This is a genomic window from Stenotrophomonas sp. GZD-301 (assembly GCF_049310345.1).
In the GTDB taxonomy this organism is placed as follows: Bacteria; Pseudomonadota; Gammaproteobacteria; order Xanthomonadales; family Xanthomonadaceae; genus Stenotrophomonas.
In genome coordinates this window covers 13860-34408 of the sequence record NZ_JBMOWY010000006.1, presented here as the reverse complement: position 1 = coordinate 34408, position 20549 = coordinate 13860, and the positions used below count along the sequence as shown (strand labels likewise).

Here is a 20549-nt window from a genome sequence, read left to right as displayed (position 1 = left end):
CCGTCCGCCTGCCCCGGGCGCTGCCTTCACTCGCAGCGTACCTTCGGCGCCAATGCGTCGCGCCAGATCGCATAGCCGTCCGGGGTCATGTGCAGCATGTCCTCGCGGAACAGCGACGCGCGCGGCTGGCCGTCGGCACCCAGCATTGGCGTGTAGATGTCGGTGTAGCCGGTGTTGGGCATCCGGGCCAGCGCCTGCTGGATCAGCCCGTTGGCTTCCACCACCGCCGGCAGCAGCTGCGCGCGCGACGGGCTGGGCTTGATCGAGATCACCTCCACCGTCGTCTTCGGCAGGTCGCGGTGCACGCGCTGCACGAATGCCACCACGTCGTCGCGCACCTGGACCGGGCTGCGGCCGCTGTTGAGGTCGTTGTCGCCGGCGTAGAAGACCACCTTGCACGGTGCATACGGAATCACGATCTGCCCGGCGTACCAGGTGCTGTCGCGCACTTCAGAGCCGCCGAAACCGCGGTTGAACACCTTCTGGCCCGGGAAGTCGCTGGCCAGGGTGTCCCACATGCGGATCGAGGAGCTGCCGATGAACGCGATCCCGCCGCGCGGCGGCGGATTGGTCCTGTCGGCGGCGGCAAACTGCGCCATGTCGCCGGCCCAGGCCACGTTGGACACCTGCGCCGGCACCTGCGGCGTGGCCGGCGGGACGGGGCTGCGGGCCAGCGCGGGCAGGGCACAGGCCAGGGCCAGGGCGAGCAGCAGGGGGCGGCGGTACGTCATCGGAATCTCCATTCAGGCGTGGCGTTCATCATAAAAGCTGGCCCCGCTGTCTGGCGTACCGCATCGGGCCATTCAGGGCGCCGCGTCCGTGCCGGCAACAGGCTTGTGGCAAAATGACGGATTGCCCGCCCATTCAGCGATGCCCATGACTGCCTGCCGTGTGCTGTTCCCCTCGTTCCAGCCCACCGTGTGCAGCGGAGCCCGCCGCCGTGGCTGACGAAATGGGGCACATGCCACGCGGCCCCCGGCGCATCTTCAAGGCGGCGGTATGGTCCTGGCAGGGGCTGCGGGCAGCATGGCTGCACGAGTCCTCGTTCCGCCTGGAGGTCTACCTGCTGGTGGTGCTGGCACCGCTCGCGCTGTGGCTGGGGCAGACCCCGGTCGAGCGTGCGCTGATGATCGGCTCGATGCTGCTGGTGCTGGCGATGGAACTGGCCAATTCGGCCATCGAAGCGGTGATCGAACGTTACGGCAGCGAGTTCCACGAGCTGGCCGGGCGCGCCAAGGACATGGGGTCGGCCGCGGTCTTCGTGCTGATGATGAATGTCCTGGTGTGCTGGGGCCTGATCCTGGTACCGCACTTTTTCTGACGCGTCTGCGGCGTGTCATCCCCCCTGTAAGGATGGAAATCCATGTTTCTTGAGTTGTTGTCCGACCCCAATGTCTGGTTGACCCTGCTGACCCTGAGCGCGCTGGAAATCGTGCTCGGCATCGACAACCTGGTGTTCATCTCGATCGCCGTGAGCAAGCTGCCCGAAGCGCGCCGTCCGTTCGCGCGCAAGCTCGGCATCGCGGTGGCCTGCATCACCCGCATCCTGCTGCTGGTCTCGCTGGCCTACCTGGCGCACATGCAGGCCAACCTGTTCACCGTGGCCGGCATGGGCATCTCCATCCGCGACCTGGTCCTGATCGTGGGCGGCCTGTTCCTGATCATCAAGGGCGGCATGGAAATCCGCGAGCTGATCACCGGCGGCGAAGACGAAGATCCCACCACGACCAAGGCCTCGGCCGTGTTCGGCATGGTGATCGCGCAGATCGCCATCATCGACATCGTGTTCTCGCTGGACTCGGTCATCACCGCCGTCGGCATCGCCGAGCACGTGCCGGTGATGGTCGCCGCGATCCTGCTCTCGGTGGCCGTGATGCTGCTGGCGGCCAACCCGCTGGGCCGCTTCATCGACGCCAACCCCACCGTGAAGATGCTGGCGCTGGCCTTCATCCTGCTGATCGGCGCCGTGCTGATCCTGGACGGCCTGGAAGTGCACGTGCCCAAGCCCTACATCTACGCCGCGATGGGCTTCTCGGTGCTGGTGGAATGGCTGAACCTGCTGATGCGCCGCCGCGCCGTGGCCCACAACGTGCCGGGCGCCGGCCAGTGGTGAAGGCCGGGTCGGTCCGCCGTGTCGCCGTTGGCTGAACACGGCGCACCGACCGCGTTCGTGGCATGCTCCGGACTCCCGTCATCGAGATCCGGAGCCGGCCATGCGATCGTTCTCCCGACTGTTGTTCCTGGCCGTACTGGCCTCCCTGCTGTCCGGCTGCGGCTACAACGCCATCCAGCAGAAGGATGAGCAGGTCAAGGCCGGCTGGGCCGAAGTGCTCAACCAGTACAAGCGCCGCGCCGACCTGATCCCCAACCTGGTGCAGACCGTGGAAGGCTATGCCAACCAGGAACGCCAGGTGCTCACCGACGTCACCAATGCCCGCGCCCGCGTCGGCCAGGTCAACGTCAATGCCGACGACGCCGCCTCGCTCAAGCAGTTCCAGCAGGCGCAGGGCGAACTCAGCGGCGCGCTGTCGCGGCTGCTGGTGGTTACCGAGAACTATCCGAACCTGAAGTCCGACCAGGGCTTCCGCGATCTGCAGGCGCAGCTGGAAGGCACCGAGAACCGCATCACCGTGGCGCGCGGCCGCTACATCCAGATGGTGCAGGACTACAACACCTTCATCCGCCAGTTCCCGCAGGTGATCACCGCCAAGATCTTCGGCTATGCGACCAAGCCGAACTTCACGGTGGAGAACGAGGCGCAGATTTCCCAGCCGCCGGCGGTCAGGTTCGGCTCGCAGGCCCCGGCCCCGGCTCCGGCTCCCGCGCCGCAGACCCCGCAGCCGGCGCACTGAGCCCGTGACCGCGCGCCTGCTGCGCTGCCTGCTGCTGCTCGCCCTGTGCCTGGCGCCGGCGGCGTGGGCACAGCAGGCCGCGATCCCGCCGCTGACCTCGCCGGTGGTGGACACCACCGGCACCCTGGATACCGCGCAGACGCAGGCGCTGGAAGCCCAGGCGCTGGCCCTGCAGCAGCGCAAGGGCAGCCAGCTGCAGATCCTGATGGTGCCCAGCACCCAGCCCGAGTCCATCGAGCAGTACACCCAGCGCGTGTTCGAGCAGTGGCAGATCGGCCGCAAGGGCGTGGACGACGGCGTCCTGCTGGTGGTGGCCAAGGATGACCGCCGCGTGCGCATCGAGCCCGGCTACGGGTTGGAGGGCGCCATTCCCGATGCCATCGCCAACCGCGTGATCCAGGAATACCTCGCCCCGTCGTTCCGGACCGGCGACTATGCCGGCGGCCTGTCCGCCGCGACCGGCGCCCTGGTTACCCTGATCGACGGCGAAGAGCTGCCGGCACCGGTCAGCGACCACCGTGCCACCCGCAACCCCGACAGCGATGGCTGGACCTTCGCCCTGGTGATCGGTTTCTTCGTCGGCAGTGTCCTGCGCGCCCTGCTGGGCTGGCTGCCACGTCCGCTGCGCGGGCTGGTGGGCGGCGGCGGGGCAGCCGTGGCCGCGTTCCTGTTCACCTCGCTGTGGCTGGCCAGCGGCCTGGCCGGCCTGATTGCACTGTTCATCGGCCTGTCCTCGGGCAAGGTCGGCCGCTTCGCCCGCAGTGGTGGCTGGGGCGGCGGCGGTGGCTTCGGCGGTGGTGGCTGGGGCGGGGGAGGCGGAGGCGGCTTCGGTGGCGGTGGCGGCTGGGGCGGTGGCGGTGGACGTTCGGGAGGCGGTGGCGCCTCGGGAGGCTGGTGATGCGCTGGTGGCGACATCTTTTCTCGCCGTCGGTGCGGCGCGCATTCCCGCCGGCCCGTCTGCAGGCGATCACCGATGCCATCGCGGCCGGTGAGCAGCGCCACGGCGGCCAGGTGATGTTCGCGGTGGAAGCAGACCTGCCGCTGGCGGCCCTGTGGCACCGGGTCAGCCCGCGCCAGCGCGCCGAGGAGGCCTTCGCCCAGCTGCGTACCTGGGATACCGAACACAACAACGGCGTGCTGGTTTACCTGCTGCTGGCCGACCACGCGATCGAAGTGGTGGCCGACCGTGGCCTGCGCGGGCGGATCGGTCAGGCCCAGTGGCAGGCGATCTGCGCGCACATGCAGGAACGTCTGCGCCAGGGTGAACTGCAGGACGCGGTGTTGCAGGCCATCAACGAGGTGTCCGACCTGCTGGCCGGGCACTATCCGCCCGGCACCGGGTCCAAGGATGACGGTCTGCCCAATACCCCCCAACTGCTCGGTTGAGGTAGCGCGGCCGTACCCCGAGAATAGCCGCTTACCTGCAAGGCATCGCCCATGATCTATTTCCACGACATCGACCCCATCGCCATCTCGCTCGGGCCGGTCAAAGTGCACTGGTACGGCATCATGTACCTGCTCGGCTTCATGGCGGCCTGGTGGCTGGGGCGTCGCCGGATCGCGGCCGGGCGCCTGCCGGGAGTGAATGCCGACGGCTTCTCCGACCTGCTGTTCTACGCCATGCTCGGCGTGGTGGTAGGTGGGCGCGTGGGCTACATGCTGTTCTATGCGCTGGGCGACTTCCTGCACAACCCGTTGCTGCTGTTCAAAGTGTGGGATGGCGGCATGAGCTTCCACGGTGGCCTGCTGGGCGTGCTGTTCGCCGCCTGGTGGTGGTCGCGCAAGCATCGCCTGCATCTGTTCGACACCATCGATTTCATGGCGCCACTGGTGCCGCTGGGCCTGGGCTTCGGCCGCATCGGCAACTTCATCGGCGCCGAACTGTGGGGCAAGTACACCGACGGGACCTGGGGCGTGGTGTTCCCCAGCGGTCTGCCGGCGCCGTTGAACGCACTCGATGCCGCCACCCTCAGGGCGCAGTTCGCCACCGGCGCGCTCAATCAGTACGCCCGCCATCCCTCGCAGCTGTATGAAGCCCTGCTGGAAGGCCTGGTGATGTTCGTGGTGCTGTGGGCGGTGTCGGCCAAGCCGCGCCATCGCTACGTGATCGCCGGCCTGTTCGCGCTGATGTACGGCATCTTCCGGTTCGCGGTGGAGTTCGTGCGCATGCCGGACAACGGCGTGTACCTGGCCTTCGACTGGTTCACCCGCGGCCAGCTGCTGAGCCTGCCGCTGGTGGTGTTCGGCCTGGTGCTGCTGGTGCTGTCGCGCCGCGCGCCGGTCCTGCAGCCGCAGCTGCCGGCGGCGCCGGCGGGAGCGAAGGCATGAAGCCGTATCTGGACCTGCTGCAGCACGTGCTGGAGCACGGTGCGGAGAAATCCGACCGCACCGGTACCGGCACGCGCAGCGTGTTCGGCTGGCAGATGCGCTTCAACCTGGCCGATGGCTTCCCGCTGGTCACCACCAAGAAGCTGCACCTGCGCTCGATCATCCACGAGCTGCTGTGGTTCCTGAAGGGCGATACCAACATCGGCTACCTCAAGGACAACCAGGTGCGGATCTGGGACGAGTGGGCCGACGAGAACGGCGACCTCGGCCCGGTGTACGGAAAACAGTGGCGCAGCTGGGCCACCGCCGACGGTGGTTCGATCGACCAGATGCAGTGGCTGGTGGACGAGATCAAGCGCAACCCGGATTCGCGGCGGCTGGTGGTGAGCGCCTGGAACGTCGGCGAGCTGTCGCAGATGGCGCTGATGCCGTGCCACAACCTGTTCCAGTTCTACGTGATCGACGGCAAGCTCAGCTGCCAGCTCTACCAGCGCAGCGGCGACATCTTCCTGGGCGTGCCGTTCAATATCGCCAGCTACGCGCTGCTTACCCACATGGTCGCCCAGGCCACCGGGCTGGGCGTGGGCGATTTCGTCCACACCCTGGGGGATGCGCACCTGTACTCGAACCACATCGAGCAGGCCCGCGAACAGCTGTCACGCACGCCACGCGCGCTGCCCACGTTGTGGCTGAACCCGCAGGTCACCGACCTGTTCGGCTTCCAGTTCGACGACATCCGCATCGACGGCTACGATCCGCACCCGGCGATCAAGGCACCGGTCGCGGTCTGACCGGCACCGCCGGCGCCTGCCCAGGGTCGCTCCGGCGGCCCGGGCTGGTGTAGGGTGGCCGGCCTGGAGATGGACATGGACGGTCAAGGATGCAGGTGATTCACAGGACACGGCGGGCCGTGGCGGCGCTGGTACTGGGCGCGCTGGCAGTGCCGGCGCTGGCCGGGCCGGGCGAGGAAGCACTGGCGCTGGCAGAGCGGCTCAATCGCGAGGTGCTGGCGGTCTACACCAGTGCCCTGCTGGACGACATCGAAGCGTCGATCCTGGAGAACTTCACCGAGGACGAACCGGACGGGCTGCCCGAGGCCTGCCGGCGCGAGGCAGAGGCCGCGCTGGCGCCGATCGCGGCGACCTACATCGCGCCGCTGCGCCCCGCCATGCAGGAAAGCGGGCACCTGGCGCAGGTCGAACAGGTGGTGGCCTCGGCGTTCTCGCTGGACCAGCTGCGCATGCTCAACGGCCGTATCGGCCACGTGCCGCCGCTCGAACTGGGCGCGGCGATGCTCGACACCCCCGCCCTGGCCGATGCCATCGACGGTCGTGTGGAGCTGCTGCAGGCGCGGCGGGAGGAAGATGCGGACTACGTCGCCGGCTTCGACCACCAGCTCGCCGCGATCCGCGCGGCGCGCGCGCGCTGCGCGGCACGGTAAACCCGACCGTGCCCGGTGTGGCGGTGCGCCTGCGCGCGCCCGACCGGCACACAGCGCGCCGGCAGGCACTTCGTATACTGTGCGGCGCCGCGCCCCGGACTCGACCCCCATGAAGCTCTCCCTGATCGCCGCCCTTGACCGCCAGCACGGCATCGGCCACGACAACCAGTTGCCGTGGCAGTTGCCCGATGACCTCAAGCGTTTCAAGGCGCTCACGCTCGGCAAGCCGATCCTGATGGGCCGGCGCACCGCCGAATCGCTGGGCCGCGCACTGCCGGGCCGCCGCAACCTGGTGCTCACCCGCAGCGATCAGGTGCCGTTCGAAGGCATGCAGGCGGTCGCGTCGGTCGAGCAGGCGCTGCAGCAGGCCCGCGCGGACGGGGCCGACGAGCTGTGCGTGATCGGGGGCGGGCAGATCTATGCCCTGGTGATGGCGCAGGCCACCGACCTGCACCTGACCTGGGTGGATACCGCCGTGGCCGCCGATACCCATTTCCCGCCGGTCGACCCGGCGCAGTGGGTCGAAGTGGCGCGCGACCACCACCCGGCCGATGCCCGGCACGCGGTGGCGTTCGATTTCGTGGATTACCGCCGACGCTGATGCACGGGCCGGTCGCCAGGACCGGCCGTGGCCTCACTCGCTGTCGCTGGTGACGTCGGCGTTCTGGGGGTGCGCCTGCGCCTGCGGCGACGGGCGGCCCGTGCCGCGGTTGCGGTCGCGCTGGCCAGGGGCGCCCTGGCGGGCCGGCCGGCCCTCCGGTGCACCTTCGCTGGCCGGCCGGCGTGCCGGCGGTCGCGGGGCGGATACCGGCTTGGGGACATCGCGGCCCGGGACCTGGACCACACGCAGTTCGTCGGTATCCAGCTGCAGCGCGGTCAGCTTGCCGCCCCACACCGCACCGGTGTCGATGGCATGCACGCCCTGGGTGATGGTCAGGCCCAGCGCCGACCAGTGGCCGCACACGATCTTCAGGTCGCGCTCGACCCGGCCCGGCACTTCGAACCAGGGGTACAGCCCCTGTTCCTGGGTGCCCGGGGTGCCCTTGTCCTCGATGCCGATGCGGCCGCGCGGCGTGCAGTAACGCATGCGCGTGAACAGGTTGATGATCGCGCGCGAGCGGTCGTAACCGGACAGTCCCGGCGACCACGCCGGCTTGTCGCCGTACATGTTGCGGAACAGTTTGCGGTAGCCGCTGCCGTGCAGCTGCACCTCCACTTCGCGGGCGTGCTTCTCGGCCAGCTGGGTGGTCCACTTCGGCGCCAGCCCGGCATGGATCATCATCCAGCCCAGCTCGCGGTCCACGTGGGCAAGCTTCTGCAGGCGCAGCCAGTCCAGCAGGACGTCACGGTCCTCGGCCTGCACGATGCGCAGCAGGTCCGGGTTGACCTTGCGCTGTTCTTCTTCGGTACGCGCGCCCACGGCCAGCAGCGACAGATCGTGGTTGCCCAGCACCACCACGCTGCTGTCGCGCAGCGAATGCACCAGCCGCAGCGTTTCCAGCGACTGGCCGCCGCGGTTGACCAGGTCGCCGCAGAACCACAGCGTATCCACCGCCGGATCGAAGCGGATCTTCTCCAGCAGCCGTTGGGTGACGTCGTAGCAGCCCTGCAGGTCGCCGATGGCCCAGACACTCATGCGCGCGCCTCCATCAGTGCAATGTGCGCGGAACGGTCAATACGAACGGCGCGATGGGTGCGGCGAACTCGGTGCCGTCGTCGGCCACCATGTCGTAGTGCCCCTGCATCGTGCCGTGTTCAGTTTCCAGCATGACACCGGAGGTGTAACGGAAGTCTTCACCCGGCCGCAGGCGCGGCTGCTCGCCGATCACGCCATCACCATCCACATGCTCGATGCGGCCGTTGGCGTCGGTGATGCGCCAGTGGCGCGCCACCAGCCGGGCCGCGATGCGGCCCTGGTTGTGGATGCGGATCGTGTAGGCGAACGCATAGCGTCCGTCCTCCGGCGTGGACTGGTCGTCGAGAAAGCGCGGAGCGACCTCGACCGAGATCGCGTAATTTGCAGCGTCGTTCATGCAGGCAGTTTAGAGGGTGTTGTGCACGTTGAGGTGAGCGCAGCGCAGGCTGGCGCGCGGCGTCGCGTTCACCCCTGGGGGGCGTCGTCGCCGTCCAGGTGCGGAACGTTGGCCAGCGCGATGAACTGCGCCACCTCCAGCTGTTCGGCGCGTGCGTCGCTGCGCACGCCGGCGGCCTCGAACTGCGCGGCGCTGACCACGTTGCTGAGTGCGTTGCGCAGGGTCTTGCGGCGCTGCCCGAAGGCGGCCCGGACCACATCGGCGAAGCGCTTGCGATCAAGGATGCCGACCGTGGCCGGATCCCGCGGCACCAGCCGCACCACGGCCGAATCCACCTTCGGCGGCGGCCGGAACGCACCCGGCGGCACCACGAACAGCGCGGTCACCTTGCACCAGGCCTGCAGCATCACGCTGAGCCGGCCATACACCTTGCTGCCCGGTTCGGCGGCCATGCGGTCCACCACTTCCTTCTGCAGCATGAAGTGCATGTCGCGGATCACCGCGGCGTGCTTCATCGCATGGAACAGGATCGGCGAGGAAATGTTGTACGGCAGGTTGCCTACCAGGCGGATCTGCCCGCCGTCGGCCAGTTCGGTGAAGTTCACCTGCAGCACGTCGCGGTGCACGATGGTCAGCTCGCCAAGCGGCGCGGCCGCAGCGGTCAGCGGGGCGATCAGGTCGCGGTCGAACTCGATCACCGTCAGGCGCGGATGGCGGCGCAGCAGCGGTAACGTGATCGCGCCCTGGCCCGGGCCGATCTCGACCAGGCGGTCGTCGTCCTTGGGGTTCACGGCCAGCACGATCTTGTCGATGTAGCTGCGGTCGGCCAGGAAGTGCTGGCCGAGCTGCTTTTTGGCCGGCGCGGTGAACCCGGCGGCAGAGGGGGAATACGGGGAAGTCATGGCACCAGTTTACGTTGGCGCGCCAGCCGGGCACACAGGGACGTGGCGGCAAGCAGGCTGGAGGGATCGGCGATGCCCCGGCCGGCAAGGTCCAGCGCGGTGCCGTGGTCGACCGCCACGCGCGGATAGGGCAGGCCCAGGGTGATGTTGACGGCCTGTTCGAAGCCGCTGTACTTGAGCACCGGCAGCCCCTGGTCGTGGTACATGGCCAGCACGCTGTCGACGCCGGCCAGCTTGGCCGGCAGGAAGGCGGTATCGGCCGGCAACGGGCCGACCAGGTCCATCCCCTGCGCCCGCAGCTGGTCCAGCAGCGGGATGATCAGGTCCAGCTCCTCACGCCCCAGGTGCCCGTCCTCGCCGGCGTGCGGGTTCAGCCCCAGCACCGCGATGCGCGGCGCGGGGATGCCGAACTCGCCGCGCAGGGCGGCATGCACGGTGTGCAGGGTGCGCGCCAGGCCCTCGGCGGTGATCGCATCGGCGACCGCGCGCAGGGGCAGGTGGGTGGTGGCCAGGGCCACACGCACGATGTCGTTGGCCAGCATCATCACCACCTCCACCCCGGCCTGGTCGGCCAGCAGTTCGGTGGTGCCGCTGTAGGCGATCCCGCCCTGGTTGATCACCGCCTTGTGCACCGGGCCGGTGACCACACCGGCCAGGCGGCCATCCAGGCAGGCCTGGCCGGCCTGGAGCAGGGCGCCGATCACCGCGCCGGCATTGGCCGGGTCCGGTTCGCCGAAGCGCGACGGGGCGGTGTTGCGCACCTCGCACAACGGCAGATCGCCCGGCTGGCGGGCGATGGCGTCTTCAGGCAGGAGCTGCAGGGGCAGCGCGAGAGCGGCCGCCGCCGCCCGCAGCGTATCCGGGTCGGCGAAGGCGAGCAGCCGGCAATCAGTGCGCGGCTGCTGGATGAGGCGGAGGCAGAGTTCCGGGCCGATCCCGGCCGGCTCGCCCGGTACCAGCGCGAGCTGCGGGATCATCGATCAGGACTGCGGAGGCGTGGCGGTGTTTTCCGCCCGGTCGCCGCTGCGGAAGCTGACATAGGCTTCGCCGCGCAGTTCCTGCAGGAAGCGGTTGTACTCTTCCTCCAGCTTGCGGCGGCCGATCGTTTCACGGACCTGCGCACGCTGGTTGTCGTTGGTGGCATCGGTCTGGCGGGTCGCCACGCGCTGCACGATGTGCCAGCCAGCGTCGGTGCGGAAAGCCTGGCTCACGCCGCCGTCGGCGACGCTTTCGACCTGGCGGCCGAAGTCCGGACCGAACGCATCGGCCGGGAACCAGCCCAGATCGCCGCCCTGGCCCTTGCTGTTGTTGTCTTCGGAGGCTTCCTTGGCCACGGCCTGGAAATCCGCACCGCCGGCGATGCGGGCACGCAGCGTCTCGATCTTGGCCTTGGCCGCAGCGTTGTCCTGCTGGTCGTTCACGCGCACCAGGATGTGGCGGGCGTGGTACTCGGTAACGGTGTTGCCGGTACCGGCCGTTGCATTGGCGTCGCGCACTTCCACCAGCTTCAGCAGCTGGAAGCCGCTCGGGCCGCGCAGCGGGCCGATCACGTCGCCGGCCTTCATCTGGCCCATCATCTGCGCGAACGCATTGGGGATTTCATCCAGCGTACGCCAGCCCAGGTCGCCGCCTTCCAGCGCGTTGGGGCTGTCGGAATAGCGCACGGCGGCGGCGTTGAAGTCCAGCTCGCCCTTGTCCAGCAGTGCCTTCACACCATCGGCCTTCTTCTGGCCGGTGGCGATCTGGTCGGCATTGGCGCCTTCGGGCAGGCCGATCAGGATGTGGGCCAGGTGGTACTGGGTACCGACCGTGGCCTGCTGCTTCAGCGCGGCATCCACTTCGCCTTCGCTGACGCTGATGCGGCTCTGGGCGAAGCTCTGGCGCAGACGCTGCACGGTGATTTCATCGCGCACCGAGGCACGGAAGTCGTTGAAATCGATACCGTCCTTGGCCAGACGCTGCCGCAGGGCATCCAGGCTGGAGCCGTTCTGCTGGGCGATCGCGTTCAGGGCCTGATTCAGTTCCTGATCGCTGATCTTGATGCCGCTGCTTTCGGCGCGGGCCACCTGCAGCTTGACCAGGACCAGCCGTTCCAGCACCTGGCGGCTGAGCACGTCATCCGGCGGCAGCTGGGCCTCGCGGCCGGCGTACTGGGCCTTGATGTTCTGGATCGCACGGTCCAGTTCGCTCTGCAGCACGACGTCTTCGTCGACCACGGCAGCGATTCGATCCAGCGGCTGGCTCTGCTGGGCCAGGACCTGCAACGGCACCGATGCGGTGGACACCGCCAGCAGGGAAGCGAGAAGAACGGGAAGGGTCTTGGTCATGGGATCTGGTTCGGATCGTAGTCGTCCCGCGACGCGCCGGTGTTGCTGGGCGGCACGAGATACAGGTCGTCGCGGTAATAGCCGAGAATAGCACGGCGCAAGGTGCGGTCCGTGTTCTGGCCGATGGAGCTCAGGCCCTTGAGGACGAACTCGATCTGGAAGGAGTTGTTCAGCTCGCCCTCGCGGTTGCGCACATAACGGCGGGCCACGGCACGCACCGCCAGGCAGCAGCTGTCCCACTGCACGCCGCCGATGATTTCCAGCGGGGCGCTGTCCTTGATGGAGTAGTAGTAGCGGCCCACCAGGCTCCAGCGCTCGTTGATGGGGTACAGGAAGGACAGGTCGGCCTGCTCCAGCAGCGTCCGGTCGAAGCGCGTCGCGGTGTTCGACGCCTGCGGATTCAAGCGGCTTCTGTAGCTCAGGTTGATGATGCCGTCGTTGGACATCAGGTAGCGCGCACGCACGCTGGCCAGGTCCTCACGCTTGTACTTGGGATCCCACTGATAGGTGGCGCCCAGCGTCCAGCGGTCGTTGATGGCGTAGTTGCCGTCGGCCACCCAGGCCGACTTGCCCTTCTCGACCGGGGTCTCGCTGCTGTTGAGGGTCACCCGCGAATCATCGAAGTACAGAATCTGGCCGATGCTGCCGGAGAAGCGCTCCTTGCCGGTTTCCTGGTCGATGAAGCGGGTGCTCAGCGCCATCGTCAGCTGGTTGGCGTCGTTCTGGCGGTCGGCACCGGAGTAGCGCGAGTCGCGGAACAGCTGGCCCCAGCTGAAGGTGAAATCGCGGGTGTCGAAGACCGGCAGATCATTCTGGTCGCGGTACGGCGTACGCAGGTAGAACAGGCGCGGCTCCAGCGTATGCAGGAAGCGGGTACCGCCGATGGTGGTCTCGCGGTCGAAGAACAGGCCCGCGTCGATCGTGCCGATCGGCAGGCTGCGGCTGGGCGAGGTGTTGCCGCGCAGCTGCTCCGGGGTGGCCGTGGCCGGGTCGATATTGGCCGCGATCAGGTTCTGCCGGCGGATGTCGTCGGCCAGCCCGCGTTCCAGATCGTAGGCGGTGTAGCGGTAGGCCAGGGTCGGGGTGACGTACCAGGCCGCGCCGCTGAACGGCATGGAGACGTAGGGCTTGATGTCGAGCCGCGAGCCGCCGTCCATGCGGGTGGTCACGCCGTTGCGTTCGTACTCCTGGTCCGCGCCGAACTTCTGGTGGACATCGTCGTGGGTGAAGCGCACGGCTTCGGCGTACACGCCGGTTTCCAGCCACGGCAGCAGCGGTTTGTCCCAGTTGAGGTACAGGCGCGGCTGGCGCGAGTACGGCAGGGCCGCTTCGGTCAAGGTGTAGTCGGTGAGCTGCCAGTAGTCGGCCATCAGCCCGGCCGACCAGTTTTCACCGGTACCGTAGACGCCGACCTGGCTCTGCAGGCTGGAGGTGGTCACGCCGAGCAGCTTGTTGGAGAAGTCCTCCATGTAGCGTTCGTCGCTGACCCAGGCCAGGCTCGCGCGCGCCTGCCACTGCTTGTTGACGTTGTGGTAGCCGGTGTACTCGACGCGGCCACGGTCCTTGTCGCGCAGCTTGTCGTTGGGCAGATAGCCGGTCAGCAGCTCGCCACGGCCGCCGTCGTACAGATAGCGGAATTCGTTGTCGAGCATGAAACCGCGCTTGCTCATGTAGCGCGGCGTCAGGGTGTCGTCGTAGTTCGGCGCCAGGTTCAGGTAGATCGGCTGGGCGTAGTCGAAGCCGTTGCGCCCGGACAGGCCCAGCTGCGGGTACAGCAGGCCGGTCTGGCGCCGGTCGTCGATCGGGAACTTGAAGTAGGGCGCCCACAGCACCGGCACCTTGCCGATGCGCAGCACCGCGTTGCGCGCGGTGCCGAAGCCTTCGTCGTTGTCCACTTCGATCTGCGGTGCCGACAGCTTCCACACCGGCTGCGACGGATCGCAGGTGGTGTAGGTGGAGCGGTGCATCTGCCCCACGGCGCCCTGCAGGTCGATCGATTCGGCGCCGCCATTGCCACGTCGGGACACCAGCTGGTACTGGATGTCGGAGATCTTGTGGGTGTCGGCTTCCTGGTTGCCTTCGGCCCGCTTGGCGACCATGCGGATCGAGGAGTCCTGGTAGCGGACGTTGCCCTCGGCGATGTAATTGCCGCTTTCGGTATCGAAGCTCAGGTGGTCGGTGCCCAGGAACTGGTCGCCGCGTTTGAGCGCGACGTTGCCCTGGTACTGCGGCACCGTCGAGGTCCCGGTCAGCTGGTCGCCCTCGATGTCGGTGGGCTGCTGGTCGCGCGTGGCGGCCGCGGCCTTGTCGGCTTTGGGAGCATCGTTGAAGACGGGCAGCACGTCAGTGGCCGGGCACAGGCCCCAGCTCACCGGCTTTTCGTCGGCCAGGGCCGGCAGGCAGATGGCGATGCTGAGGGGGAGAGGCAGCAGGCGGAGGGCTCGGCGCACGCGGTATCGGATTCGGGCGAAAACGGACCGTAGCTTGCCCCATCCCTTGCATAGGGGCAATGAAGGCGATGGACGACAAGGGGTCCGGGTTCAGCGCCGGCCCGGATTGCGCAGGCTCAGCGCAGTGCTCCGACGTGGGCCACGCTGCATTCGGCCAGCGCCTGGAGGTCGTAACCGCCCTCCAGCATGGACACCACCCGGCCGCCACCGTGGCGGCGTGCCAGGCCCCGCAGCTCGGTGGTGATCCAGGCGAAATCGTCGGTTTCCAGCATCAGGTCGGCCTGGGGATCGCGCATGTGGGCATCGAAGCCGGCCGAGATCAGCAGCAGCTGCGGGCGGAAATCGTCGATCGCCGGCAGCATCTCGTCGGCCCAGGTATTGCGGAAGCGGAAGCCGCCGCTGCCCGGCGGCAGCAGGATGTTGAGCAGGTTGCCGGCACCGCGGTCGCGGCGCAGCCCCGAGTTCGGGAACAGCCCGGCCTGGTGGGTGCTGTAGTAAGCCACGCCCGGGTCGGCGATGAAGATGTCCTGGGTACCGTTGCCGTGGTGGACGTCGAAATCGACGATGGCGATGCGTTCCAGCCCGTAGCGGTCGCGCGCATAGGCGGCGGCGACGGCGATGTTGTTGAACAGGCAGAACCCCATCGCGGTGGTCGCGGTGGCGTGGTGGCCGGGTGGCCGGACCGCGCAGAAGGCCACCGGGTCCTCGCCCAGCATCACCGCATCGACCGCGGCCACGCCGGCCCCGGCCGCGTGCAGGGCCGCACTGGCCGAGCCCGGCGAGGTCATGGTGTCCATGTCGATCAGGCGCAGCGGCTCGGTCTGCGGCTGCAGGACCAGGTCGATCAGCGCGCTGTCGTGGACCCGGGCCAGCTCACCCAGCTTCGCTGGCGGGGCCTGCCGCCAGTCGAGCTGGTCGGGGAAGGCCGCCTCCAGAGCGTCCAGGACCGCCTGCAGGCGTTGGGGGCATTCAGGGTGGCCACGGCCGGGATCGTGTTGCAGACAGGCGGGATGGGTGAAAACCAGCATGCGGGCAGGGGTTCCGGTAGGGGCTCAGGCGTGGCGGCGCTCGTGGCGCCACAGCACGTCGCCCTGGCCATCGGCGCGCGCGAGCACGCGCGCGAGCACGAACAGCAGGTCCGACAGGCGGTTGAGGTAACCGATCGCTTCAGCGCGCACCGGCTCCAGGGCGGCCAGGGTGACCGTCTCGCGCTCGGCACGGCGCACGATGGTGCGGGCCAGGTGGCAGCGCGCCGCGGCCTCGCCACCGGCCGGCAGGATGAACTCCTTCAGGGCGGGCAGGTCGGCATTGAAGTGGTCCAGCCGGGCCTCCAGCGCCTCGATGTCGGCGGCATGGATGGCGGCATGGCCGGGAATGCACAGCTCGCCGCCGAGGTCGAACAGCTGGTGCTGGATCGTGGTCAGCAACGCGCGCACGTCGTCCGGCAGCGTCACCGCCAGCAGCACCCCCAGCGCCGAGTTGGCCTCGTCCACGGTGCCGTAGGCCTGGACCCGGGCGGCATCCTTGCGCACGCGGCTGCCATCGCCCAGGCCGGTGCTGCCATCGTCACCGGTGCGCGTATAGATGCGGGAAAGGCGATTGCCCACGGTGGCTCCGGTGCTCAGTGCAGGATGTCGCGGCGCGTCTGCAGCAGCTTGGCGACCTGCTCGGTGGCCAGCTGCAGCGCCGCGGCCAGGCCGACATAGATCGCGGCGGTGCGCAGGTAGGGCAGGTACCAGTCGCCGTAGTTGCTGGCCCAGCCGGCCACGGTGGGCACCGGCACGTTGGCACTGGTCCAGTAGAAGCCGCCCTGGGCGAACAGGTGGCAGACCGCCACTGCGGCCACCAGCAGCAGCGCGCCCTTGCCCAGCGCGGCCCAGCTGGCGCCGTGGTAGTGCTGGCGCAGCAGCATGCCGCCGGCCCACAGCGCGAAGTAGGCGGGCAGCAGCATCCAGGTACCGGGCGAGATGCAGTAGTGCTGCAGGTAGGCCATGCCGGCGCTGCGGATGACCAGCACGTCCACCAGCAGGGCCAGCGCCATCAGCAGCGGGAACGCCCAGCGGGTCCAGTCGCGCAGGTAGAAGCCACCGAGGAAGAACACCGCCCACGACGCGTCCGGGATCGCGGCGAAATGATTGACCCGGGTGGCCGCCATCAGCAGCACGAGCACGGACAGGACGAAGGCGCGTTGGGCGGTGGAAGTCATGGCGGCGACGGGTGGGGATTCAGCATCCATTCTAGCCCTGCCTCGGCCCGGCCGGGCGCCCGGGCCACGGTGGCGGGTGCGGCGGGTCGGCGCGGACCGCGGTGGCCGCTTATCATGGCGGCATGAGTGAACGACATGATGTGGTGATCGTAGGCGGTGGGCTGGTCGGTGCCAGCCTGGCCATCGCGCTGGACCGCGCCGGACGCGATGTCGGGCTGGTGGAAGCCACCCCGGCGGGAACGCTGCCGGCGGTGTTCGACCAGCGCAACCTGAGTTTTGCCGCCGCCACGGTCAATGCGTTGACCGCGTTGGGCGTGATGCAGCGGCTGGGCACGGGCACCGGCGCGATCACCCGCATCCACGTCAGCCGCGCAGGCGATTTCGGCCGCGTGCAGATGGAGGCAGCGCAGTACCAGCGCCCGTGGTTCGGCCAGGTGGTGGTGGCGCGCGACTTCGGCCAGGCGCTGGAAACCCGCCTGGACGAACTGACCCGCCTGACCCGCTACCGGCCGGCCCGCTTCGTCCGCCTTGGCGATACCGTCGACGGCCATCGCCAGGTGTTCATCGCCGACGACGGCGGCGAACGCTGCCTGCTGGCGCGGCTGGTGGTCGGTGCCGATGGCACCCGCAGCGGCGTGCGCGATGCGTTGGGCATCGGCGTGGACGAGCATGATTTCGAGCAGACCCTGTTCGTGTCGCGGGTGCGCGCCGCACGCGCGCCCGACGGCACCGCCTACGAACGCTTCACCGACACCGGCCCCACCGCACTGCTGCCGCGTGGCGACCGCCACTACGGTGCGGTGCACGGCGTGGCCCGCGCCGAGGCCGAGGCGGTGCTGGCGCTGGACGATGCGGCGTGGCTGCAGCGCCTGCAGGACGCGATCGGCTGGCGCGCCGGACGGTTGCTGGAGAGCGGCCCGCGCAGCGCCTACCCGCTGATCCAGGTACTGGCGCAGTCGCTGGTGGGTGAGCGGGCGGTGCTGCTCGGCAATGCCGCGCAGACCATCCACCCGCTCGGCGCGCAGGGCTTCAACCTGGGCCTGCGCGATGCGCTGACCCTGGCCGAACTGGTAACCGCTGCCGATGATCCGGGCAGCGATGCCCTGTTGGCCGCGCACGTGGCGCGGCGTGCGGAGGACCGCGAACAGACCATCGCCTTCTCCGGTGGGCTGGCCCGGCTGACCAGCAACCCGGCGCCGTTGATGCGGCCGTTGCGCAGCCTCGGGCTGCTGGCCGCGCAGGCCACCCCGATGCAGTCGATGCTGGTCGGCGGCGCGATGGGGTTCCGCGGCGAGGTGCCGGCGCTGTGCCGGGAGGGCGCCGCATGAGCCGGCGCGCGCGTGATGTGATCGTGGTGGGCGGCGGCGTGGTCGGGGCGACCTGCGCGCTGGCGCTGGCCGATGCCGGGCTGGAGGTGACCCTGGTCGAGGGACGCGAGCCGGCGCAGTGGCAGCCGCAGCAGCCGGACCTGCGCGTATACGCGTTCGCGCCCGACAACGCACAGCTGCTCGAATCGCTCGGCGTGTGGCCCGCGGTCAGCCGCGCGCGCGCCTGCGCCTATCGGCGCATGCGGGTCTGGGATGCGGCCGGTGGCGACGAGCTGCGTTTCGATGCCGACACCCTTGGCCGCCAGCAGCTGGGCTGGATCGTCGAGAACGACCTGCTGGTGGACCGCCTGTGGGCGGCGCTGCCGGCGGCGGGCGTGCAGGTGTGCTGCCCCGCGCGGGTCGACGCGCTGGAGCAGGACGCGGAGGGCGTGCGGCTGCGGCTGGAGGACGGTCGTCGCCTGGAGGCGTCGCTGGCGATCGCCGCCGATGGCGCCGAATCGACCCTGCGCCGGCTGGCGGGGCTGGAGGTGGTCCGCCAGGACTACGGCCAGCGCGGCGTGGTGGCCTATGTGGACACCGAACGCGACAACGAGGCCACCGCCTGGCAGCGTTTCCTGGTGACCGGCCCGTTGGCGGTTCTGCCAATCGGCGCCCGCCGCAGTTCCATCGTCTGGACGCTGCCCGATGCGGAAGCCGAGCGCGTGCTGGCGCTGGACGACGCGGCCTTCGGGCGCGAACTGACCGCGGCCTTCGGCGCCCGCCTGGGGGCGATGATGCCGGCCTCGCGCCGCGTGGCCTTCCCGCTGCGCCGCCAGTTGGCGACCGGCTATGTGGCCGGCCGTGTCCTCGCGCTGGGCGATGCCGCGCATGTGGTGCATCCGCTGGCCGGGCAGGGCGTGAACCTGGGTCTGCGCGATGTCGCCGCGCTGCGTGGTCTGGTCCGCGATGCGCAGCAGCGCCGCCAGGACTGGATGTCGCCGCACCGCCTGCAGCGCTGGGCACGCGAACGCCGCAGCGAGAACACCGTGGCTGCCTACGGGTTCGATGCAATCAACACGGTGTTCTCCAACGACGAGATGCACCTCACGCTGGCGCGCGGCCGCGTGCTGGGCTGTGCCGGCAAGCTGCCGCCGCTGGTGTCGATGTTCTGGAAACGCGCGGCCGGGGTGTGACGCCGGCCGCGTGACCGGGGCTAGTCGACCAGCCAGCCGGCCAGGTCGGCGCGGTCGAGCTTGCCGCGACGCTTCACATCCAGCGCGGTGAATTCATCGGCCAGCGCGGGATTGGCCTGTGCCTCCTCGCGGCTGATGAAGCCGTCGCCATCCACGTCGAGCGCCTGGAAGGCGAACCGGTACTGGCCAACCACGGCCACCGGCTGCACCGACCGCACCGTGACCTCGGCCTCGCCGGCCGGCGCGGGGAGCGTCACCTGATGGGTGACCTTGCCCTGCGCCAGCGGCTGGGTGCGCACGCTGACCGGCACCTCGCGCAACGGTTCGCTGATGGCCGGACGCGGGGCAGCGGCCTGGGCACAGACAACCCCCGGCACGCACAGCAGCAGCACCAGGCTGGAAAGACGTCGCATCGCGATCTCCGAAAAAAGGGTGTGCCGCGCGGGTCAGCGCAACGGCGAGGCCAGCACCGTGATTTCCTCGCGGTCGTGGTACAGCTGCTTGGCACGCACCACCAGCGGCTTGTCGGCCTGCGCCTGGAACAGGTCCAGGCACATGCGGGTCTCGTCCCAGCGCTTCTTCATCGGCAGCTTGAGGTTGAAGATCGCATGCCGGCACCAGCCCTCGCGGAACCAGGTGGCCATGCGCTCGGCGACCCGTCGCGGCTGTTCAACCATGTCGCAGACCATCCAGTCCAGCGGGGTCTCCGGCTGCCAGTGGAAGCCGTCGGCGCGCAGGTGCTCGACCAGGCCCGTCTCCAGCACATGGTCGCGCAGCGGACCGTTGTCCACGCTGATCACGTGGACGTGCTGGCGGGTCAACACCCAGGTCCAGCCGCCCGGTGCGGCGCCAAGATCGGCCGCGCGCATGCCCGGCACCACCAGCTTCTCGCGCTCTTCCGGGGTCATCAGGGTCAGCAGCGCCTCATCCAGCTTCAGTGCCGAGCGCGACGGCGCGTCGGGCAGCAGCTTCAGGCGCGGGATGCCCAGGGCCCACGGCGCGCTGTCACGGGTATCGGCGACGCAGACGAACGCATGGCGCCCGTCCACGAACACGATGTGCAGACGCGGCAGCGCGGTGTTGGCCTTGTCGGTCAACAGGCCGGCCTTGCGCAGCGCCGGACGCAGCGCATTGCCGAAGGCGCGGGCCAGGCCGGCCAGCGGCTTGCCCTCATCCGAATCCGGGTGCTCCACCCACATGTCGCCGAAGCGCTGCTGGCCCTGCAGGGCGGCAATGATCGGGGTGATGCGGTCGGCCGCATCCAGCTGGGGCAGCTCGGCCAGCACCACCATCTTCTGCCGCGCGAAGATCAGCGAACGCCACGGCAACGCCTTGGACAGGGCGGCGCCTTCATCGGTGGCGAACAACACGTAGCCATCGTTGCGCTGCGTACGCGCATACCCGGCAATGCCGGCATACGCCGCGCGCTCGGTCAGTTCACCGGCCAGTTCGGGCTCGAAGCCCTGGCGGCACAGACACAGCAGGCCGCTCATCGAATCGCGCCCGAAGC

General features: G+C 69.2%; 23 protein-coding genes. 11 read left to right on the top strand and 12 right to left on the bottom strand.

What is annotated here, in order from left to right:
• Positions 1 to 26: 26 nt before the first annotated feature.
• The gene (locus ACO6VK_RS01530; RefSeq protein WP_422505131.1) at positions 27 to 731 is read right to left on the bottom strand and encodes an SGNH/GDSL hydrolase family protein; all 705 of its coding nucleotides are present in this window, start codon (positions 729 to 731) and stop codon (positions 27 to 29) included.
• A 209-nt stretch (positions 732 to 940) separates the two neighbouring features.
• Here ACO6VK_RS01530 and ACO6VK_RS01525 point away from each other — a divergent pair, with 209 nt between their 5' ends.
• The 9 genes from ACO6VK_RS01525 (at position 941) to ACO6VK_RS01485 (ending at position 7222) form a co-directional block, all read left to right on the top strand.
• Positions 941 to 1321, top strand: a complete 381-nt coding sequence (locus ACO6VK_RS01525) for a diacylglycerol kinase (RefSeq protein ID WP_153164889.1) — start codon at positions 941 to 943, stop codon at positions 1319 to 1321.
• A 42-nt stretch (positions 1322 to 1363) separates the two neighbouring features.
• The gene (locus ACO6VK_RS01520; RefSeq protein WP_411849942.1) at positions 1364 to 2113 is read left to right on the top strand and encodes a TerC family protein; all 750 of its coding nucleotides are present in this window, start codon (positions 1364 to 1366) and stop codon (positions 2111 to 2113) included.
• A gap of 100 nt (positions 2114 to 2213) precedes the next feature.
• Positions 2214 to 2852 (top strand): LemA family protein, encoded by a 639-nt coding sequence (locus tag ACO6VK_RS01515; protein ID WP_422505130.1) that lies wholly within the window; start codon positions 2214 to 2216, stop codon positions 2850 to 2852.
• Positions 2853 to 2856: 4 nt separating this feature from the next.
• Positions 2857 to 3750, top strand: a complete 894-nt coding sequence (locus ACO6VK_RS01510) for a TPM domain-containing protein (protein WP_422505129.1) — start codon at positions 2857 to 2859, stop codon at positions 3748 to 3750.
• The gene (locus ACO6VK_RS01505; RefSeq protein ID WP_422505128.1) at positions 3750 to 4238 is read left to right on the top strand and encodes a TPM domain-containing protein; all 489 of its coding nucleotides are present in this window, start codon (positions 3750 to 3752) and stop codon (positions 4236 to 4238) included. The genes ACO6VK_RS01510 and ACO6VK_RS01505 overlap by 1 nt, the downstream gene beginning before the upstream one ends.
• Positions 4239 to 4289: 51 nt before the next feature.
• On the top strand, positions 4290 to 5180 hold the full coding sequence (lgt, locus tag ACO6VK_RS01500; protein ID WP_422505127.1) for a prolipoprotein diacylglyceryl transferase: 891 nt from the start codon (positions 4290 to 4292) through the stop codon (positions 5178 to 5180).
• On the top strand, positions 5177 to 5971 hold the full coding sequence (locus ACO6VK_RS01495) for a thymidylate synthase (protein WP_422505126.1): 795 nt from the start codon (positions 5177 to 5179) through the stop codon (positions 5969 to 5971). The genes lgt and ACO6VK_RS01495 overlap by 4 nt, the downstream gene beginning before the upstream one ends.
• Positions 5972 to 6060: 89 nt before the next feature.
• The gene (locus ACO6VK_RS01490) at positions 6061 to 6621 is read left to right on the top strand and encodes a hypothetical protein (RefSeq protein ID WP_422505125.1); all 561 of its coding nucleotides are present in this window, start codon (positions 6061 to 6063) and stop codon (positions 6619 to 6621) included.
• A 109-nt stretch (positions 6622 to 6730) separates the two neighbouring features.
• Positions 6731 to 7222 (top strand): dihydrofolate reductase, encoded by a 492-nt coding sequence (locus tag ACO6VK_RS01485; RefSeq protein WP_422505124.1) that lies wholly within the window; start codon positions 6731 to 6733, stop codon positions 7220 to 7222.
• Positions 7223 to 7255: 33 nt separating this feature from the next.
• Here ACO6VK_RS01485 and ACO6VK_RS01480 read toward each other — a convergent pair whose 3' ends face one another.
• The 9 genes from ACO6VK_RS01480 to ACO6VK_RS01440 form a co-directional block, all read right to left on the bottom strand.
• The gene (locus tag ACO6VK_RS01480; RefSeq protein WP_422505123.1) at positions 7256 to 8257 is read right to left on the bottom strand and encodes a symmetrical bis(5'-nucleosyl)-tetraphosphatase; all 1002 of its coding nucleotides are present in this window, start codon (positions 8255 to 8257) and stop codon (positions 7256 to 7258) included.
• 13 nt (positions 8258 to 8270) lie between these two features.
• Positions 8271 to 8654 carry a Co2+/Mg2+ efflux protein ApaG gene (gene apaG / locus ACO6VK_RS01475; RefSeq protein WP_411849951.1) on the bottom strand — a complete coding sequence of 128 codons (384 nt, stop codon included), beginning with the start codon at positions 8652 to 8654 and terminating at the stop codon, positions 8271 to 8273.
• A gap of 68 nt (positions 8655 to 8722) precedes the next feature.
• Positions 8723 to 9556, bottom strand: coding sequence for a 16S rRNA (adenine(1518)-N(6)/adenine(1519)-N(6))-dimethyltransferase RsmA (rsmA, locus tag ACO6VK_RS01470; protein WP_422505122.1), 834 nt, complete (start codon positions 9554 to 9556; stop codon positions 8723 to 8725).
• A complete protein-coding gene (pdxA, locus tag ACO6VK_RS01465) occupies positions 9553 to 10533 on the bottom strand; it encodes a 4-hydroxythreonine-4-phosphate dehydrogenase PdxA (protein ID WP_422505121.1) in 981 nt (326 codons plus the stop codon). The genes rsmA and pdxA overlap by 4 nt, the downstream gene beginning before the upstream one ends.
• Positions 10534 to 10536: 3 nt before the next feature.
• Positions 10537 to 11883, bottom strand: a complete 1347-nt coding sequence (locus ACO6VK_RS01460) for a peptidylprolyl isomerase (protein ID WP_422505120.1) — start codon at positions 11881 to 11883, stop codon at positions 10537 to 10539.
• Positions 11880 to 14333 (bottom strand): LPS-assembly protein LptD, encoded by a 2454-nt coding sequence (gene lptD / locus ACO6VK_RS01455; protein WP_422505119.1) that lies wholly within the window; start codon positions 14331 to 14333, stop codon positions 11880 to 11882. The genes ACO6VK_RS01460 and lptD overlap by 4 nt, the downstream gene beginning before the upstream one ends.
• Before the next feature lie 116 nt (positions 14334 to 14449).
• Positions 14450 to 15361, bottom strand: coding sequence for a histone deacetylase family protein (locus ACO6VK_RS01450; RefSeq protein WP_422505118.1), 912 nt, complete (start codon positions 15359 to 15361; stop codon positions 14450 to 14452).
• A gap of 24 nt (positions 15362 to 15385) precedes the next feature.
• Entirely contained in the window at positions 15386 to 15940 is a 555-nt protein-coding gene (locus ACO6VK_RS01445) for a cob(I)yrinic acid a,c-diamide adenosyltransferase (RefSeq protein WP_422505117.1), read from the bottom strand.
• Between the two features lie 14 nt (positions 15941 to 15954).
• Complete coding sequence (locus ACO6VK_RS01440) at positions 15955 to 16539, bottom strand: hypothetical protein (protein ID WP_422505116.1); 585 nt, start codon at positions 16537 to 16539, stop codon at positions 15955 to 15957.
• A gap of 122 nt (positions 16540 to 16661) precedes the next feature.
• On the opposite strand from ACO6VK_RS01440, the gene ubiH reads away from it, so the two are divergent.
• Both ubiH and ACO6VK_RS01430 read left to right on the top strand, forming a co-directional pair.
• Positions 16662 to 17867 carry a 2-octaprenyl-6-methoxyphenyl hydroxylase gene (gene ubiH, locus ACO6VK_RS01435; protein ID WP_422505115.1) on the top strand — a complete coding sequence of 402 codons (1206 nt, stop codon included), beginning with the start codon at positions 16662 to 16664 and terminating at the stop codon, positions 17865 to 17867.
• The gene (locus ACO6VK_RS01430; protein ID WP_422505114.1) at positions 17864 to 19039 is read left to right on the top strand and encodes a UbiH/UbiF family hydroxylase; all 1176 of its coding nucleotides are present in this window, start codon (positions 17864 to 17866) and stop codon (positions 19037 to 19039) included. Before ubiH ends, ACO6VK_RS01430 begins: the two co-directional genes overlap by 4 nt.
• A 20-nt stretch (positions 19040 to 19059) precedes the next feature.
• On the opposite strand, the gene ACO6VK_RS01425 is transcribed toward ACO6VK_RS01430, so the two are convergent.
• Both ACO6VK_RS01425 and rlmM read right to left on the bottom strand, forming a co-directional pair.
• Positions 19060 to 19452 (bottom strand): EF-hand domain-containing protein, encoded by a 393-nt coding sequence (locus ACO6VK_RS01425; RefSeq protein WP_422505113.1) that lies wholly within the window; start codon positions 19450 to 19452, stop codon positions 19060 to 19062.
• Positions 19453 to 19485: 33 nt separating this feature from the next.
• Positions 19486 to 20532 carry a 23S rRNA (cytidine(2498)-2'-O)-methyltransferase RlmM gene (gene rlmM, locus ACO6VK_RS01420; protein WP_422505112.1) on the bottom strand — a complete coding sequence of 349 codons (1047 nt, stop codon included), beginning with the start codon at positions 20530 to 20532 and terminating at the stop codon, positions 19486 to 19488.
• Between the last annotated feature and the right edge of the window lie 17 nt (positions 20533 to 20549).

Excerpts from the sequence above, each read along its gene's own strand:
- ACO6VK_RS01530 (WP_422505131.1), bottom strand. The coding sequence starts at position 731 with ATGACGTACCGCCGCCCCCTGCTGCTCGCCCTGGCCCTGGCCTGTGCC.
- ACO6VK_RS01520 (WP_411849942.1), top strand. The coding sequence starts at position 1,364 with ATGTTTCTTGAGTTGTTGTCCGACCCCAATGTCTGGTTGACCCTGCTG.
- ACO6VK_RS01515 (WP_422505130.1), top strand. The coding sequence starts at position 2,214 with ATGCGATCGTTCTCCCGACTGTTGTTCCTGGCCGTACTGGCCTCCCTG.
- ACO6VK_RS01505 (WP_422505128.1), top strand. The coding sequence starts at position 3,750 with ATGCGCTGGTGGCGACATCTTTTCTCGCCGTCGGTGCGGCGCGCATTC.
- lgt (WP_422505127.1), top strand. The coding sequence starts at position 4,290 with ATGATCTATTTCCACGACATCGACCCCATCGCCATCTCGCTCGGGCCG.
- ACO6VK_RS01495 (WP_422505126.1), top strand. The coding sequence starts at position 5,177 with ATGAAGCCGTATCTGGACCTGCTGCAGCACGTGCTGGAGCACGGTGCG.
- ACO6VK_RS01490 (WP_422505125.1), top strand. The coding sequence starts at position 6,061 with ATGCAGGTGATTCACAGGACACGGCGGGCCGTGGCGGCGCTGGTACTG.
- ACO6VK_RS01485 (WP_422505124.1), top strand. The coding sequence starts at position 6,731 with ATGAAGCTCTCCCTGATCGCCGCCCTTGACCGCCAGCACGGCATCGGC.
- ACO6VK_RS01480 (WP_422505123.1), bottom strand. The coding sequence starts at position 8,257 with ATGAGTGTCTGGGCCATCGGCGACCTGCAGGGCTGCTACGACGTCACC.
- apaG (WP_411849951.1), bottom strand. The coding sequence starts at position 8,654 with ATGAACGACGCTGCAAATTACGCGATCTCGGTCGAGGTCGCTCCGCGC.
- rsmA (WP_422505122.1), bottom strand. The coding sequence starts at position 9,556 with ATGACTTCCCCGTATTCCCCCTCTGCCGCCGGGTTCACCGCGCCGGCC.
- pdxA (WP_422505121.1), bottom strand. The coding sequence starts at position 10,533 with ATGATCCCGCAGCTCGCGCTGGTACCGGGCGAGCCGGCCGGGATCGGC.
- ACO6VK_RS01460 (WP_422505120.1), bottom strand. The coding sequence starts at position 11,883 with ATGACCAAGACCCTTCCCGTTCTTCTCGCTTCCCTGCTGGCGGTGTCC.
- ACO6VK_RS01450 (WP_422505118.1), bottom strand. The coding sequence starts at position 15,361 with ATGCTGGTTTTCACCCATCCCGCCTGTCTGCAACACGATCCCGGCCGT.
- ACO6VK_RS01440 (WP_422505116.1), bottom strand. The coding sequence starts at position 16,539 with ATGACTTCCACCGCCCAACGCGCCTTCGTCCTGTCCGTGCTCGTGCTG.
- ubiH (WP_422505115.1), top strand. The coding sequence starts at position 16,662 with ATGAGTGAACGACATGATGTGGTGATCGTAGGCGGTGGGCTGGTCGGT.
- ACO6VK_RS01430 (WP_422505114.1), top strand. The coding sequence starts at position 17,864 with ATGAGCCGGCGCGCGCGTGATGTGATCGTGGTGGGCGGCGGCGTGGTC.
- ACO6VK_RS01425 (WP_422505113.1), bottom strand. The coding sequence starts at position 19,452 with ATGCGACGTCTTTCCAGCCTGGTGCTGCTGCTGTGCGTGCCGGGGGTT.
- rlmM (WP_422505112.1), bottom strand. The coding sequence starts at position 20,532 with ATGAGCGGCCTGCTGTGTCTGTGCCGCCAGGGCTTCGAGCCCGAACTG.